The sequence below is a fragment of the Acidovorax sp. KPB24-07 genome (assembly GCF_057543315.1).
This window is the reverse complement of sequence record NZ_BAAJYS010000081.1, coordinates 1-14,968: the sequence shown is the minus strand read 5'-3', so window position 1 is coordinate 14,968 and position 14,968 is coordinate 1. Positions and strand designations below refer to the sequence as shown.

General features: G+C 62.4%; 16 protein-coding genes and 2 pseudogenes. 9 read left to right on the top strand and 9 right to left on the bottom strand.

Features of this window, described 5'->3' with window-relative positions:
- The first annotated feature begins 117 nt into the window (after positions 1-117).
- Genes AC27IQ_RS11220 through AC27IQ_RS11200 form a run of 5 tightly spaced genes read left to right on the top strand, consistent with a single transcriptional unit; the run spans position 118 to position 3,856 of the window.
- On the top strand, positions 118-324 hold the full coding sequence (locus AC27IQ_RS11220; protein ID WP_487089505.1) for a hypothetical protein: 207 nt from the start codon (positions 118-120) through the stop codon (positions 322-324).
- Positions 321-506 (top strand): hypothetical protein, encoded by a 186-nt coding sequence (locus AC27IQ_RS11215; RefSeq protein WP_487089504.1) that lies wholly within the window; start codon positions 321-323, stop codon positions 504-506. The genes AC27IQ_RS11220 and AC27IQ_RS11215 overlap by 4 nt, the downstream gene beginning before the upstream one ends.
- A gap of 30 nt (positions 507-536) precedes the next feature.
- A complete protein-coding gene (locus AC27IQ_RS11210) occupies positions 537-1,943 on the top strand; it encodes a cytochrome ubiquinol oxidase subunit I (RefSeq protein WP_487089503.1) in 1,407 nt (468 codons plus the stop codon).
- A gap of 4 nt (positions 1,944-1,947) precedes the next feature.
- Positions 1,948-3,171, top strand: coding sequence for a hypothetical protein (locus AC27IQ_RS11205; protein ID WP_487089502.1), 1,224 nt, complete (start codon positions 1,948-1,950; stop codon positions 3,169-3,171).
- 16 nt (positions 3,172-3,187) lie between these two features.
- Positions 3,188-3,856: a c-type cytochrome gene (locus AC27IQ_RS11200; protein WP_487089501.1), complete on the top strand. Its 669-nt coding sequence runs from the start codon at positions 3,188-3,190 to the stop codon at positions 3,854-3,856.
- A 72-nt stretch (positions 3,857-3,928) separates the two neighbouring features.
- Here AC27IQ_RS11200 and AC27IQ_RS11195 read toward each other — a convergent pair.
- Positions 3,929-4,835, bottom strand: a pseudogene (locus AC27IQ_RS11195) (LysR family transcriptional regulator).
- Between the two features lie 9 nt (positions 4,836-4,844).
- On the opposite strand from AC27IQ_RS11195, the gene AC27IQ_RS11190 reads away from it, so the two are divergent.
- A complete protein-coding gene (locus tag AC27IQ_RS11190) occupies positions 4,845-5,831 on the top strand; it encodes a DMT family transporter (RefSeq protein WP_487089500.1) in 987 nt (328 codons plus the stop codon).
- 53 nt (positions 5,832-5,884) lie between these two features.
- Here the strand turns inward: AC27IQ_RS11190 and AC27IQ_RS11185 are convergent, their stop codons facing one another.
- On the bottom strand, positions 5,885-6,295 hold the full coding sequence (locus AC27IQ_RS11185; RefSeq protein WP_487089499.1) for a winged helix-turn-helix transcriptional regulator: 411 nt from the start codon (positions 6,293-6,295) through the stop codon (positions 5,885-5,887).
- Between the two features lie 80 nt (positions 6,296-6,375).
- On the opposite strand from AC27IQ_RS11185, the gene AC27IQ_RS11180 reads away from it, so the two are divergent.
- Entirely contained in the window at positions 6,376-7,236 is an 861-nt protein-coding gene (locus tag AC27IQ_RS11180) for an SDR family oxidoreductase (RefSeq protein ID WP_487089498.1), read from the top strand.
- Positions 7,237-7,545: 309 nt separating this feature from the next.
- On the opposite strand, the gene AC27IQ_RS11175 is transcribed toward AC27IQ_RS11180, so the two are convergent.
- Entirely contained in the window at positions 7,546-8,091 is a 546-nt protein-coding gene (locus tag AC27IQ_RS11175; RefSeq protein ID WP_487089497.1) for a cysteine hydrolase family protein, read from the bottom strand.
- A gap of 57 nt (positions 8,092-8,148) precedes the next feature.
- Entirely contained in the window at positions 8,149-9,054 is a 906-nt protein-coding gene (locus AC27IQ_RS11170) for an MBL fold metallo-hydrolase (protein WP_487089496.1), read from the bottom strand.
- 156 nt (positions 9,055-9,210) lie between these two features.
- Here AC27IQ_RS11170 and AC27IQ_RS11165 point away from each other — a divergent pair, with 156 nt between their 5' ends.
- Positions 9,211-10,182 carry a GlxA family transcriptional regulator gene (locus AC27IQ_RS11165; protein ID WP_487089495.1) on the top strand — a complete coding sequence of 324 codons (972 nt, stop codon included), beginning with the start codon at positions 9,211-9,213 and terminating at the stop codon, positions 10,180-10,182.
- A gap of 253 nt (positions 10,183-10,435) precedes the next feature.
- Here the strand turns inward: AC27IQ_RS11165 and AC27IQ_RS11160 are convergent, their stop codons facing one another.
- The 5 genes from AC27IQ_RS11160 to AC27IQ_RS11140 all read right to left on the bottom strand — a co-directional run bounded on the left by AC27IQ_RS11160 (position 10,436) and on the right by AC27IQ_RS11140 (position 14,506).
- A complete protein-coding gene (locus tag AC27IQ_RS11160) occupies positions 10,436-10,651 on the bottom strand; it encodes a DUF1493 family protein (RefSeq protein ID WP_487089494.1) in 216 nt (71 codons plus the stop codon).
- A gap of 40 nt (positions 10,652-10,691) precedes the next feature.
- On the bottom strand, positions 10,692-11,000 hold the full coding sequence (locus tag AC27IQ_RS11155; protein ID WP_487089493.1) for a hypothetical protein: 309 nt from the start codon (positions 10,998-11,000) through the stop codon (positions 10,692-10,694).
- A gap of 1 nt (position 11,001) precedes the next feature.
- A complete protein-coding gene (locus AC27IQ_RS11150) occupies positions 11,002-11,943 on the bottom strand; it encodes a peptidoglycan recognition protein family protein (RefSeq protein ID WP_487089492.1) in 942 nt (313 codons plus the stop codon).
- Positions 11,944-12,079: 136 nt separating this feature from the next.
- The gene (locus AC27IQ_RS11145; protein WP_487089491.1) at positions 12,080-13,576 is read right to left on the bottom strand and encodes a SulP family inorganic anion transporter; all 1,497 of its coding nucleotides are present in this window, start codon (positions 13,574-13,576) and stop codon (positions 12,080-12,082) included.
- An 84-nt stretch (positions 13,577-13,660) separates the two neighbouring features.
- Positions 13,661-14,506 (bottom strand): UPF0149 family protein, encoded by an 846-nt coding sequence (locus AC27IQ_RS11140; protein ID WP_317353742.1) that lies wholly within the window; start codon positions 14,504-14,506, stop codon positions 13,661-13,663.
- Positions 14,507-14,755: 249 nt separating this feature from the next.
- Here AC27IQ_RS11140 and AC27IQ_RS11135 point away from each other — a divergent pair.
- Positions 14,756-14,968 (top strand): annotated as a pseudogene (locus AC27IQ_RS11135) (hypothetical protein); the annotation flags it as partial.

The following is a 14,968-nucleotide window of genomic DNA, read 5'->3' as shown; positions in this document are numbered from 1 at the left end:
TCTCCTGACCCTTCGTTCCCCCGCGGCTCGCCGCGCCTCGAACGCCACGGCACTCCCTTTGGCGGGCCCTCGCGCATGCCTGCCGCTGCCCCGCGATAGCAAGTCTGGAGATTCCCCATGCCCTTCATCGAACCGGTGATGCGCGCGATGACGCATCTGAACATCGGTGCCGCCATCGCCCTGCTCGCCTGGATCCTGTGGTCCGGCCAACAAATTGTCCGTAGCGACGTGCCTGTCGTCGTGCGTTCCTTCCCCACGCAACTGGTGTTGCCACACGCCGTGCACACCCCTGCCGCCCAGTTGCAGGCGGAGGCCACGCCATGAACCGCTGGTGCTACGTACGTGGTGCACGCCGCGGCCTGAAGCTGTCCGGTTTGGCCGCAGCACTGTGGCTCAGCTGGGCCCTCGGCTTCACACAGGGCAGCGCGCCCACGCCACCCGGCGCGAGCAAGGCCGGCGCTCCATCCTCCTCGCCGCTGTGCTGCGAGCCGGTTCAGCACACCTGAACTCCAGCCGCTGCAAGCAAGGAGAAATTCATGGACCTCATCGGGTTCTATCCCACCTTCTACATGCCCTGGATCGGTTCGGCCTGGGTCATGGGCATCATCGGCGTGATCCACGTCGTGGCCTCACACACCTCCGTTGGCGCCTCGTTCCTGTTCGCACTCTTGGAGACCAAGGCGTACAGAGAGAACAAGCCGGAGCTGATGGACTTCATCAAGCGCTACGGCAAGTTCCTGCTGGTCTTCTCTTACATCGTCGGCTCCGTCACGGGAGTGGGCATCTGGTACGCGATCACCATTGCCAGCCCACGCGGCACGGCTGGGTTGATCCACAGTTTTGTCTGGGTCTGGGCGGCCGAGTGGGTCTACTTCACTGTCGAGGTGATTGGCGTCTATGCGCTGGTCTACCTGATCGGCAAGGTGGACCGGCTCACCCACCTGAAGCTCACCTGGGCCTTCGCGCTGGCGTCATGGGCCACGATGCTGCTCATCGTCGGGATCATCTCTTTCATGATGTGGCCGGGCAACGACGCCTGGTACCAGACCGGTTCCACCAACGACGCCTTCTACAACATCAACTTCTTCGCACACCTGGGTGTGCGCACGGGTTCGATGCTGGTGATGGCCGCCGTGGTTGGCCTGATGGTGGTGGCCGGCATGAAGGACAAGCCCGAAGCGCTGCGCAAGAGCGTGGTACGCACGATCACGCCGATGGGCCTGATCGGTGGCGCGGTCGCCGTGATCATGTTCTTCTACTACCTGCAGACGCTGCCGCATAACGCGCTCGTGATGCTGGACACGCACCTGCTGCCGCGCTACGCGTGGGGAATGATCGCCGTGGTGGCGGTGACAGCCATCTACCTGGTCTTTGCCTGGTGGCGGCCGTTGTGGGTCACCACCTGGGTCGCGGTGCCACTGTTCCTGTTCATCGGCGTTGTCGGCGTCTGGCCCGAGGAGCGGATGCGCGAGAGCATGCGCAAGCCCTATGTGGCGGGCCAGTACATCTACGGCAACCAGGTGATCTCGCGCGACGTTCCCGGCAAGGGCATCCAGGGCGAGGTGGACGTGATCGCAGAGAAGGGACTGCTCAAGCTGCATCCCTTCATTCCGGACCGGCTGCGCACGATCACGCCGGAGAACCAGTTTGAGGTTGGCCACATGCTGGCCAAGATTTCCTGCGCCAACTGCCATGCGCTGGAACCGGGCGCGCCGCTGCGCAACATTCCGGACAAGTTCCACGGCTCGACCGACAAGGACCTGATCGCGGCCTTCCTCAACGGACCGCTCAAGCACGGCGCGATCCCCTACATGCCGCGAATCGACTTGCCACCCGAGGAGGTCGAGGCCATTGCCGTCTTCCTGGCTGCCACCAATGCGCGCCGTGCCGGCAGCGCACCCCCATCCACTGCGCCGGCTCGATCCGGCGCAAACCAGGAGTAAGCCCATGGACATCGGAACCGTTCTGCATGCCATGCGCGACCCGGCGGGCATTCCGTCGCATCCGGTCGTGTTCCAGGTGCTGATGATCGTCACCTGGATCCTGCACATCGCCTTCGTGCACATGACGCTGGGCACCGCCGCGCTGGCGATCTACGCCTTCTACAAGCGCGCGCCCAACACGCACTGGGAGCAGTTGTCGATGGCGATGACCAAAGCCGCCAAGGTCGGCGTGTCGCTGCTGATTGTCCTGGGGGTGGCACCGCTGCTGTTCACGCAGGTGATCTACGACCCGCAGTGGTACACCGCCAGCGTGCTGTCGGCGCGTTGGCTGATCGCGTTCATCTTCACGCTGATCATCGGCTACTGCTCTTGGTTCGTTTTCTACTACAGCAACCATGAAGGGGCGAAGAAGCGCCTGGGCGTGTTCGCATTGATCGGCTTGGCGCTGTTCCTGCTCGACGGGCTGATCATGCACGTGCTGGCGTACCAGTCGCTGCTGCCAGACCAATGGATGAGCTGGTACGCGCCGGGCGGCGTGCTGGACACACGTGGCGCCAAGCTGCACGCCATCCAGTGGCCGCGCTACCTCTTCATCATCAGCCTGTCTGTGCCGGCCGTGGGGCTGTACCTGCTGGCCTACGCGGACTACTTCCGAGATCGGGCAGACCGCACGCCGGCCTATCTCGACTTCGCGCGAGCCATCGGGCACCGCGTCGCCGTCCTCGGGCTCCTGGTCTCTTTCGTGCTGCTGCTCGTCTGGCAGTTCGTCCATCCTAGCGCGACCGGTTTGACCCGGCACCCAGTCGGCTGGCTGCTGGCCGCGTCCTTGCTCGCCTTTGCTTGGTTCGTACGTCGACATGGCCGGCGCGTGCATGGCTATCTGCCGTTGCTGGCTGGGTTGGTCGTGCTGGGAATCCTGGCCATCTGGCGCGAGCTGATCCGCATCCGTTACATGCTTCCCTTCGGTTACGACATCACCGACTACACGGTGCACGCGGACTGGCCCTCGATGGTGCTGTTCTTCTCGACGTTTGTGGGCGTGGGCGGGCTGGTCGGCGGCTTCTTCCTCATGACCATCTACCGCGCCGGCAAGGTCCAGGGGCTCTACACCGCCGACAAGACGGTGGCTCGCATGGGAACCGCCGCCGTCACCGTGCTCGGCGTCTGGATCACCGTGTTCTTCGCCTATGGCATTGCGATCTGGATGCGCAATGCCTTCACCCTTTGAATTCAGGAGACTCAAGATGAAGCTGATCCAACAATGGGCATTCAGGGTGCTGGCCTTCCTGATCGCCTGTGCGGGCGCAACGACCGCCATCGCTCAGATCCCTGACGTCGCGGCCGGCCAGAAGCGCGCGCAGGTGTGCTTCGCCTGCCACGGCGTGAGCGGCGTCTCCAAGATCTCGGGGACGCCACACCTGGCCGGGCAGGACCGCGCCTACTTGATCAAGGCCATGCAGAGCTACCGCAATGGCCAGCGACAAGATCCGACGATGGTGGCGATGGTCAAGCCACTCACCGATGCCGACATGGTGAACATCGCCGCCTACTTCCATCTGGCGGTGAAGAATGCTCGTGGCGAGACGCTGGCATCCATCATTGACCTCAACGATCGGATCAAACCGGTGGGAAAGGTCGTTGTGGCCGAAGCGCCGGCTGCTGATGCAGTGCCGCGTTCGGCCGAGGCGATCTACACCGCAAGCTGCGCGGCATGCCACTCCAGCGGCGCTGCCGGTGCGCCCAAGATCGGTGACAAGTCGGCGTGGGCTTCACGCATTTCGCGAGGTGGCGACAAACTTCTGGAACATGCGATCAAGGGGGTTAATGCCATGCCGGCACGAGGCAGTTGCTCAGATTGCTCCGACGATGATCTGAAGAAGGTCGTCGACTACATGGCTGCAAAGAGTCGATAGAGATGCGGGCTTCGCGTATCCAGTCCGAGGACGCGCCGCGGTAGGCCGAAGAGTTGAGCGCGCTGCATCACTTCAAAACGCCTGAGGTTTGGGAGTGATGTTGAGTGTTTGTCGAATGGTGAATCGACGCGCCACATCCACGAATGCGGTGGCGGCGGGCGACAAGCGCTTCATGTTTCGGACCGCAAGGCCGGTCATGCGCCGCTGGCGCGGCTCGAGACTGCGATAAACGACACCAGGAGCGACGTTGGGGAGCGCCAATCGAGCCGCGATTGCCACAGCATGGCCCTGCGCGACGAAACCCAGGATAGAGCTCAACTGCTCGAAGCGATAAAGCTTGCGCGGAGAAGCGTGCGCGCCCTCAAGAAGCCGATCAATAAGCGCCCCGCTACCTGCTCCCGTTCGAATGAAAGCCTCACCATTGAGGTCGCATAACTGCACATGACGTCGCCTCGCCAACCTGTGCTGCTCGGGAAGCACAACCACGAACTCGTCCTCGGCCAGCGCCAGGGTCTCGAAGCGATCGTCAGGCAGGGTGACAAAGCCTATTTCTGCGCGCTGCTCCAGTAAGCATCGAACCACCGCGGCGTCGTCCTGTTCTTCGATCTGCACTTCGACCTCCGGCTGCACGCGCTGGTAGGCGGCCAAGAGCGACGGCAGCAAGTGAAGCGAGGAGGTCGAACCAAAAGACGCAATCCGCAGAGTGCCCCGTGCAACTCCGCGCGCCGTCATGGCCTCTTGCAGCAAGGCCTCGCGCTGCTGCAGGATGTCATTGGCGCGCATCAGCAGACGAGACCCAACCTCCGACAACGTCGATTGCATGCCTTCGCGCTGAACGAGCGTCACGCCGAGTTCGCTCTCTAGCCCTTTTACTGCATGGCTGACTGCACTTTGCGTAATGCCGATCAGCGCCGCCGCCCGCGAAAAAACTTCCAGCCCGAGCTAGCGCTGCAAAAACCTCAAGTTGGGTGAAAGTCATGTCTGATCCATGAGTATTTACTCATTTGCCGATGAGTTTGGCAAAGCAGATAGTAATGGCATGAAGTCGTCATCTGCAGCCGTCTCCCCCACAGCCTCATCCATTGGGCTCGTTCATTTGAAACTCATCGGCATGGCGGCGCTGTGGGGCGCGTCGTGGCCCTCGGGTCGTGTTCTGGCGCAGGAACTGCCGCCACTGGCCGCAGCCAGTTGGCGCTTCGGCATCGCCTTGTTGCTGCTGCTCGGCTGGCTGCACGCCAAAGGCGGCACCACGCGGGTACGCAGGCTGTCGACTCGCCAATGGCTCGGCCTTGCCGCAGCCGGCGCCGTCGGCGTGTTTGGCTACGCGGTGTTCTTCATGTTGGGCCTCGCGCACGTGCCTGCCGGGCGCGCAGCCATTGTCGTGACGATCAACCCGGTTCTCACCACGCTGATCGCCGCCTGGTGGTTCGGCGAACGTCTGGATGGCAGGATCGCCGCAGGCATGGCATTGGCCACTCTTGGAGCAGCCGTCGTCATCACCCGCGGTCAGCCGTGGCTGCTCGTCGCGGGAGGCGTCGGGCTTGGGGAGTTGCTCCTGCTGGGCTGTGCCGCAACCTGGGTCGCCTACACCTTGATGGGACGACGCCTGCTAGCGGGGGTTGATCCACTCACCACGGCCACCGCGACTGCCGCCTTCGGCTTCGTCTTGCTGCTGACAACGTCAGCTGTGCTGGAGGGGCCAGGCGCTCTGGCCGCCCCGCTGAAACCGAACGCGCAAGTCTGGTCTGCACTTGCCTTTCTGGCTGTCGGTGCCACTGTGCTTGCTTACGCCTGGTACTTCGAAGGCGTGCAAGCACTGGGCGCGGGCGCGGCGTCCGCCTACCTCTGTCTGGTGCCCATCTTTGGCGTGTTGATTGCAGCGCTTTGGCTGGGTGAACAGGTGGATACATCCCTCCTGCTCGGCGGCGCTCTGGCAGTCAGCGGAATGGCCGCAATGAACCTCGCGCGAAGTTAGTTCAGATTCGGTGAGACGGTATGGCGCACTGTGCCATACCGTCTCAACGGCAATTAGGATGCATCGATTGCCAACCCCATTGGACAGGCGAGTCCCGCGAGCGTTGCCGAAGCGTCGGCCTTACTGTCGTCAAGCGCGCCTTCAATCACGGCGTCGGGCACCGCCTCACCCCACCTCCCCATGACTTCCAGCACCTCACGCAGCCCCTGCCCAATGGGCGTCAACTCGTAAACCACTCGCGGTGGCGTTTCTGCATAGGCAGTTCGCGTAACCAAGCCATGCTGCTCAAAGCCCTTCAAGCGGTGCGTCAGCGTGTGAGCGCTGATGCCCGGCAAAGCGGCACGCAACTCTGTGAATCGCAGCGGTCCATGCAGCAGTTCGCGCACGATCAAGGTGGCCCATGGACCGTCAAGAAGTGTCAAAAATCTTGCAACCCCGCAGCAAGGCGTCTTGGCTTGTTTCATTGCTTCAATAGTGCATTTGACGTAACCGATCTTCAGCCTACACCATCAACACTCTGTTTTTTGAACCATAGAGGAAGTTGATGACATTCGTAATCCACGGCGCCACGGGCGCCCAAGGCGGCCCGCTTTTGGCCCGCCTGGTCAAGGCTGGCAAGCCTGCCGTCGCCGCCGTTCGCAATGCCCAGGCAGCGCAAGACATGCCGACCGTCGCTATCGACAATGCATCGGTGGACTCGCTGGCAGCCGCTTACCGTGGTGCGGAAGGGGTGTTCGTGCACCTGCCCGTCACGGCGGAAGCGGACCGCCTCAATTACGCCCGCAATATCGCTCGTGCCATCGGGATCGCCAAGCCCAAGCGCGTGGTGATCTCCACCAGCGGCTGGGTGGTGGATGAACCCGCCTCGCCACTGCAGAACCCTTCTGAGAGTGCCATCTCAACCCTGATTCGGGAGACGGAACAAACGGGCGTATCGCTCGCAGTCGTGGCGCCCCGCTTGTTCCTGGAAAACCTGCTGAATCCCATGGTGTTGGCCCCGGCAAAGTCGGAAGGCGTCTTGCGATATCCGCTGCGAGCGGACTATGCGGTCTCATGGTGCTCACACCTGGATGTCGCCGAAGTGGTCGATCGACTGTTGACGGATCATTCCGTCACCGGCTTGGTTGGCGTTGGCCAGTCACCGGCCATCACCGGTGAAGAACTCGCTGGGAGTTTTGCCAAGTTTCTGGATCGCCCGGTCTCTTTCGACAGCCTGACACCCGAAGCATTTGGCGAAATGATCGCGCCGATGATTGGCGCCGGTCCGGCTTCCGGTGTTGTCGCCGGGTACCAGGCGCATGGCCTAGCATCTGTGAATGCTATCGCTCCGGCAACGAGTGCCCAGCAGCGACTAGGTCTCACGCCTCGCACAGTAGGCCAGTGGCTGGCCGAAATGGCGGTGTGATGGTTGCGCCACGCGAGTTGGTGGCTTAACACGGCACCAAACGGTTGATGGCGATGAAGCGCTGGCTACAACACTCAGTTGTCTGTATGAAAGCAGCCATGAGCGGCAAGATGCAGTGGGCACAGCCTGCAGCGTTCCGAAACGCAAAAGACCTTTCATTCACCGCTGCCCTCCAGAACTTCATCGCCCAGTCATTCACTCGTCAGCCAAGCAGCTTTAGATGGATTTTGCAAAGCGGATGGGCGCCCGACCGGTAGCGAGATCGGCGACCGGGTGGGAGATCATCCGCCCGCTACTTCAGCGGAAGGATCAAGCTAGGTACTCGTCGGTACTGGCCAGCGATGCATAGGCAAACGACAATGCAGCCATCGCTGTGGCATGCACCTGCGCTGCGGGCACCTTAACAGCACCGAACGCTAGATCCATCGTCGCGCAAGCATCATGCACCACGGTAACGGCGTAGCCAAAGTCGGCGGCGGCGCGGGTGGTTGCTTCCACACACATGTGGCTCATTGCACCGATCACCACCAAATCCTTGACGCCCTGCTCGTCCAGCACTTGCTTGAGCTGGGTGTCACGGAAGGAATTGGGATAGTTCTTGACGAGAACCTTTTCACCTTCCGCAGGCACCACGGCGGGGATGATCTGCACGGCGTCGCTTCCCGGCACAAAGACCGGCGCGCCGGGCTGGGTCATCTCATGCCGAACATGGATCAGAACATCGCCTTTGGCGCGTGCCTCCGCGATGATCTGGGCGGCGTTGTCCAGGGCGGGTTCGAGGCCGACCAGCGGCAGTTTTCCGGTGGACAAGTATTCGTTTTGCAGATCAACAACGATGATTGCGCGTTTGCTCATGGGATTGCCTCTTTCTTTCAGGGATTGGATAGGTGCTGACCGTGTTCGCTGGTGAGATCAGAAGGCGTAGGACTCGCCATCCTCAGGCACGAGGACGCGCGCCGGGTTCATGCCTTTTTCCTTGATGTAGTCGTGCAGGTCCTTGCGCGTCTGCATGCCATGGTTGACCGCCTCCATGTGGCTGCCGATCACAGAGGCCTTGGGCGCAGCCTGGTAGGCCCGGTACAAATCTCCCTTGCCCATGATGATGGAGCCGTCCAGCCCCTGGATGCGCGCATAACCGGTATTGAGAATGATCACGTCCGGCTGGTGCTGCTTGATTGACGCTTCTACCGAGTCATTCCAGACCGTGTCACCCGCCACGTACACCGTCTTGTAGCCTGGGTGCTGGAAGACCACGCCGATCACCTGTCCCAGGACTTTGCCGGCGACAGCCATGGCCTCGTCGCTGCCGTGCTGGCCGGCGGTGGCGCTCAAGCGGGTGCCGTTGAACGTTGTGTCAGGGCCCAGCACGCGGACGTCCGTGAAGCCATCTGTGCGGATGCTGGCGGCGTCGGCTTCGTTCTGCGCGAACAGCGGCAGGTTCTTGGGCAGGCTTTCTTTGGCCGCCTCATCCCAGTGGTCCAGATGGGTATGGGTCACGATGATGGCATCCGCCTTGATCACCTCGGCCACGGGCATGGGCAGCTCGACCAGCGGGTTGCGCAACCTACTGTTGTAGGTGCCCTCGAAACCGGGATAGCGGCCCTTCTTGGCCAGCATCGGATCGATCAGGAACGTGGTGCCCGCGTACTGCAGCTTGATGGTGGCGTTGCGAACTTGCTGGAACTTGACGGTCTTCACCGTCGCAGTGGCAGTCGAAGCGTTCGGGGGGAATTCGAGCGTGCCACAGGCTGCGACCGTGACGACGCAACTGATCGCGGCAGTGCAGCGCAATAGAAGGGGTACGTTCATGGATTTCATGGGAACTCCGTGCTTGGGAAAGATGCAACCGGAACAACGGCGTGGTTGTGCAGTGAGTGAAGTTTCCTGAAATGTGAACCCTCACGCCATTGGCCTTAGTGGGCATCTTCGATAAGATCGGGCCATTTTTCCTTTCGGCCCCAATCTGGAGGTTCTGTGCAACCAATTCGTGTCGCTGTACTGGCCTTCGATGGGGTGAGCCTGTTCCATCTGTCAGTGCCAGGCATGGTGTTCGGCGTGGAGCCAGCGGCCAGCGGTTTGCCTCCGTACGCGGTGCGCTACTGCGCTCCCAGCCCCGGCCGCGTGCGGTGCGACCAGGGCGTGGAGATCGACGTGCCGAATGGACTGGATGCCATGGCGGAGGCGGACATCGTGGTTGTCCCAGCCTGGAAGCACCCGGAGCGGGTTGCCCCGGCCGCGCTTACAGCCGCACTGCGGCAAGCTCATGATCGCGGCGCTCAGGTTGTGGGCTTGTGCCTGGGAGCGTTCGTGCTGGGCGATGCGGGCCTGCTCAACGGGCGGCGCGCAACCACCCACTGGGCCTGTCGGGAGCTATTCGCCGCGCGCATTCCCCAGGCCGACTTTCATCCAGACGTGCTCTACGTCGACGACGGCAATGTCATCACGTCGGCTGGCACGGTGGCGGCTATCGATTGTTGTCTCAACATTGTGCGGCAGCGTCATGGGGCCGGTGTCGCCAATCGGGTGGCGCGGCTGCTGGTGACCCCTCCACACCGTCAAGGCGGTCAGGCCCAGTACATCCAACAACCGGTAGCCGAGTTGCCCAGCGAGAACCGATTGCCGGGCGTGCTTGAGTGGGCGCGGGAGCATCTCCGTGAGCCGTTGTCCCTGGACAAACTGGCCGACATAGCGAAGATGAGCCGCCGAACCTTCACTCGGCGCTTTCGAGAGGCCACCGGAACCACCGTGAACAAGTGGCTGATTGCCGAACGGATCTGCAGAGCGCAGCAATTGCTGGAGACCAGCGACATGCCGATCGAGCAGTTGGCCACCGAACTGGGGTTTGGCACGGCGCTGTCGCTGCGTCAGCACTTTGCCAGCCAAGTCCGCACGTCCCCGATGGCGTACCGGCGTGCTTTCCGCGAAGGGACTTTGGGCCAAACTTAGGTTTGGCTCAACACCGCATCCGGCCCTATCGCACCCCTGAATGTGAACAATGTTCGGTCGCTGTCACGAAGGTAAGCGACCGCCAATGCCAGGGTCCGTGAGAGCCCCGCCGAATGGGCTGTCACCTCAAAGTCGTAGGGCCAGACAGCCAACGCGTACTGGAACGCGGCGCGTGCATCGTTGACTACTGCCGCCAAGTGAGTCCAGAATCAAGGCCTTCTCGGTTTGTTGAAAGCGAGAAGTTCTTTCTAAATCAGAAAGTTAGGTCGCGGTTGATGTTCCCTTCACCGAAATCGAACCCGCTGGAATCGACGCCGAACTCCGCGAAGAAGGTCTCCATGAACTCCACCGCATCGTCGCCCGTGATGCTGAGATCGTCCTCGATCGTTGTCTCTGAGTGAAGATTTCGGCCTGGGAGAACACCAGACTCCTTTCTGGCGAATGCCTCGACCGCTGCAATGAAGCTCATGACCGGATGCTCTCGATCTTTCCGCCGGGTAGTTTGACGGCTAGATTCTGCTAGCGTCGTTGATCTTTTGGCACTCATACGGATCGAGCGTGCCACGCCGATATTTACAATACTCCATAAATCTAGCCTTATCCTCTGCCCTCAGCAGGTCATAGCGTTCGTATTCAAGGCCATCCTGCGATGGATCTTGAAAAAAAATAATCCAAGATGGCTGAGCCTTAATGAAAGGACTCCAACTCACCCCCATCTCATGGTCACCGGTGTATTTATCCAGACCCAGAAATAGCCAGGCCAACAAAATCATTAAAAAACACAATACGAGATAACGAAAATTCTGTTTTTTAAACATATTAAGGCTCCGACAACCCCAATTTTTTCCTGAGCTGATCGGCAATGATCATTCCATAGATCCCTGGACATGCGCGACTGGTTTGAACAGTTTTTGCAAAATCCCTGTGTCCGCCCAATCGACGGATTGGGAAAAAATCCTTCAGTGCACCTACCAACGCCTCCGTTCTAGATATCTGCTGCTCCGTACCTTCGTCGTGCAACACCTTTAATCGATCAGCTTGCACACTCAAAAACTCATTGATAGCAGCCTGGGCACCCTTGGCCTTGGCGACATTCATGACGCCGGGTCCGTATTTAGCGCCCTCCCCTCTTACGCTCAGATCTGCCAATAACACAATCCCAATGACTCCCGTATTCATCGCCTCCACATGAGCCCCTTTGTGACGGATATCAAGTGCCTCGTAGATGGTACCGTCGCAGGCTACCGCATAGTGATAGCTAACTCTCCCGAATTTCTTGATGTCTATCTTCTCTACTTGACGAATGGACTCCATGCCAGGGGCCGCACAACCGAATGTGTTTCCTGCGTGATGAATGGCAATCGAGTGATAGTTCCAATCGTTGGGCGGAATCATCGCTGGATTTTGAGCCTTCCAACTGAGGCGATCAACTATCGATAACCTATCAATCAGGGCTTGACGTATTTTTTCCTGATTTGCAATCCAGCAGGCGGCGGTGGGATTTAAGATTCTGATGCTAGGTTTATCAAGGGCTTGATGGGTCGGCCCTCCTGGGAAAACAGTCGAATCCACAGGAAGAATTCCAACCATTTCCTGAAATGTTCGAATCGCGTCTAATGTTCTGGCATTGATATAACCATCTTCTTTGACAGGCAAATAACCCATTTTGCACTTCATGTGACGGTTGAGCGATGCCTGAATCGCCAAAACATCATTTCTTTTATTCCCTGAAGTCTTACCCACGGGTGAAGTTATTTTCATAGAAGATACTTCTTAAAAAATTCTTAATCCATGAATTTACCCTTAAATAAACAACTCACTAAATAATGAAATTTATAGTTATCTGAACAAAATCTAATGCAGGATATTTCCCTCACAGCGATGGCCGACCTATGCATTACATAGCGGAGTCCGCGCCGCCCCCCAGCCGCCCCACCAGCCCCGCACTGGCCTCGTTCAATCCCACCACCTCCACCACCGCCCCGTGGTGCCGCAGCCGCTGCACCACCTTCTCCAGCGCGGCCACGGCCGTCACGTCCCAGAAATGCGCGCGGGACACGTCGATGCGCACGGGGCGCCCTTCGGCCGCGAGGATGTCGAACGCCTCGATGAACGCGTCGGCCGAGGCGAAGAACACCTGGCCCGACACGTGCCAGGTGCGCAGGCCGGTGGCGGCATCGTCCTCGGCCCGCACGCCGAGCAGACGCGCGACCTTGAACGCGAAGAACACGCCGCTCAGCACCACCCCCACGCCCACCCCGGCCGCGAGGTTGTGCGTGGCGAGCGTCACGGCCACGGTGGCGAGCATCACGGCGCTGGACAGGCGCGGGTGGCGCACCACGGCGCCCAGCGACTTCCAGTCGAACGTCGAGGCCGACACCATCACCATGATGGCCACCAGCGCGATCACTGGCACGCGCGACACCCAGTCCTTCAGCGCCACCATCAGGATGAGCAGGAACACGCCGGCGAACAGCGTGGACAGGCGCCCGCGCCCGCCGTATTTCACGTTGCCCACGGCCTGGCCGATCATTCCGCAGCCGGCGATGCCGCCGAAGCAGCTGGCCGCGATGTTGGCCAGGCCCAGGCCCGCGCACTCGCGGTTCTTGTCGCTGGGTGTGTCGGTCATCTCGTCCACCACGGCGGCGGTGAGCACCGATTCGAGCAGCCCCACCATGGCGATCGCCAGCGCCGGCAGCGCGATGGCGCGCAGCGTCTCCAGCGACACCGGCACCGCGGGCAGGCCGAACAGCGGCAGCGCATCGGGCAACCGGCCCAGGTCCGCCACGGTGGGCAGGTGCAGCCCCGTGGCGGAGGCGATGAGCGTGAGCGCCACCACGCAGATCAGCGGCGACGGAATGGCGGTGAGCGCCCGCACCTGCAGCCGCTGGCCCAGCCACGGCAGGCCGTAGATGAGGGCCAGCCCCAGCGCCAGCATGCCCCAGGTGGCGGCGCCCGCGCCACGCAGGTGCGGCAGCTGCGCCGAGAAGATCAGCACCGCCAGCGCGTTGACGAAGCCCGTGCGCACCGAGCTGGAGACGAAGCGCACCAGCACGCCCATGCGCAGCAGCCCGAACGCCACCTGCACCACGCCCGCCAGCAGCCCCGCCGCCAGCAGATGGCCCAGCCCGTGCGACTGCACCAGCGGCGCCGCCACGAGCGCCACCGAACCGGCGGCTGCCGACACCATGGCCGGGCGCCCGCCCGCGAAGGCGATCACGATGCTGATGACGAACGAGGCGAACAGCCCCACGGAGGGATCGACGCCCGCCACGAACGAAAACGCGATCACCTCGGGAATCAGCGCGAACGTGGCGACGGCACCCGCGAGCAGTTCGCGCGGAATGCTGGGCGCCCATTCGGCGCGCAGGCGGGCCAGGAAAGCAGGGGTCATGGAACGGCAACGCGCGCCGGAGCGCGCGTAAAAGCAAAAGGAAAGGGGAAGAAAAAGCGCCCGGTCAGGCCGCGCCGGCGTCCGTCAGGCGCCGCAGCACTTCTTGTATTTCTTGCCGCTGCCGCAGCTGCACGGGTCGTTGCGGCCGGGGGTGTCGGCGCGGCGCACGGCCTCCACGCGCGGGCCGATGCTCTTCCAGAGCTGGCGCAGGTCGTACACGGCCCAGACGGCTTCGCTGAACGACTCCAGGCGGGCCTCGCTCACGCTGGCCGGGCCGTCCTCGGCATACAGGTTGTGCTCGGGCTTGCCGGTGTCGTCCTCGGTCAGCACCACGATGTTCTCCAGCGCGCCGTCCAGCCACTGCGCGGCGTCCTTGTCGCGCGGGGCGGCCCATTCCTCGGGCCAGTTCTCGACGGCGAACATGAAGCCGAGCGCCCACACCTGGCCGAACGAGGGAATGTCCTGGCCGGCCATCTCGGCGCGTTCTTCCTCGGGCAGGCAGGCCACGGCGCCGCGCATGTCCATCACCTCGGGCTGGAAGGCGCGGTCGTCCTCCAGCGATTCCACCTCGGTCGCCAGCTGGCGGCTGACCTCGTCGAACCGCAGCGTCCACAGCTCCATGAACCGCGCCTGCTGGGCCTCGTCCTTGAAGGCCGGCAGCAGCGGCAGCGGGGCGCCCGCGCCCTCGGTCACATCGATGGGGCCGCCGTCGTCCAGCAGCATGGGCAGGTATTCGGCGGCGGGAATGGCACGGCGCGTGCAGGCCAGCGCGGTCAGGAAACCGTCGCAGAACTCCCACTGCGGGATTTCTTCGGCACGGCTGCGCAGGTCGTCCAGCAGCGTGTCCAGCTCGTCGAGCGCATCGTTGTCGAGGGCGGGTTCGGTGCCGGCGGCAGCGGCGGCGGCGGTGTCGTGGGAGGATTCGGTCATGGGGCGGCTCCAGGGCGCGGCGGGGGGAGAAAAAGGCTTCGTTATGATGCCGCAGCCCGCGCAAAGCGGCGAACCGGGGCGGGCGCAGGCATGGCGCTGGAGGCAGGTGCAGACAGCCCCGCCCAGGGCCACGGCCGGGCCGCAGGCGGCGATTTTATCCGCCCGGCTCCGGCCGGCCCCTGCCGGCCTCGGTTCGCACCCCGTTCGCAGCCCCGGGCCCGGCCCGTTCCCCTCTTTCGCACCGACCCCATGCCGACCCACGCCGATCCTGCAGCGCCCGCCGCCGCCGTCCCCACCGACCCCGCGGCCTTCCTGCGCGAGCATGCGGCCACCCAGGCGCCCAACGTGCAGAGCTACCGCCTGCCCGGCGAGCAGTGGTGGCTCAAGCGCGCGGGCGCCAGCCACGGCGCCGGGCGCTACCGCGCCATGGCGGTGCTGGCACGCCTGCTGGGCCTGGCGGTG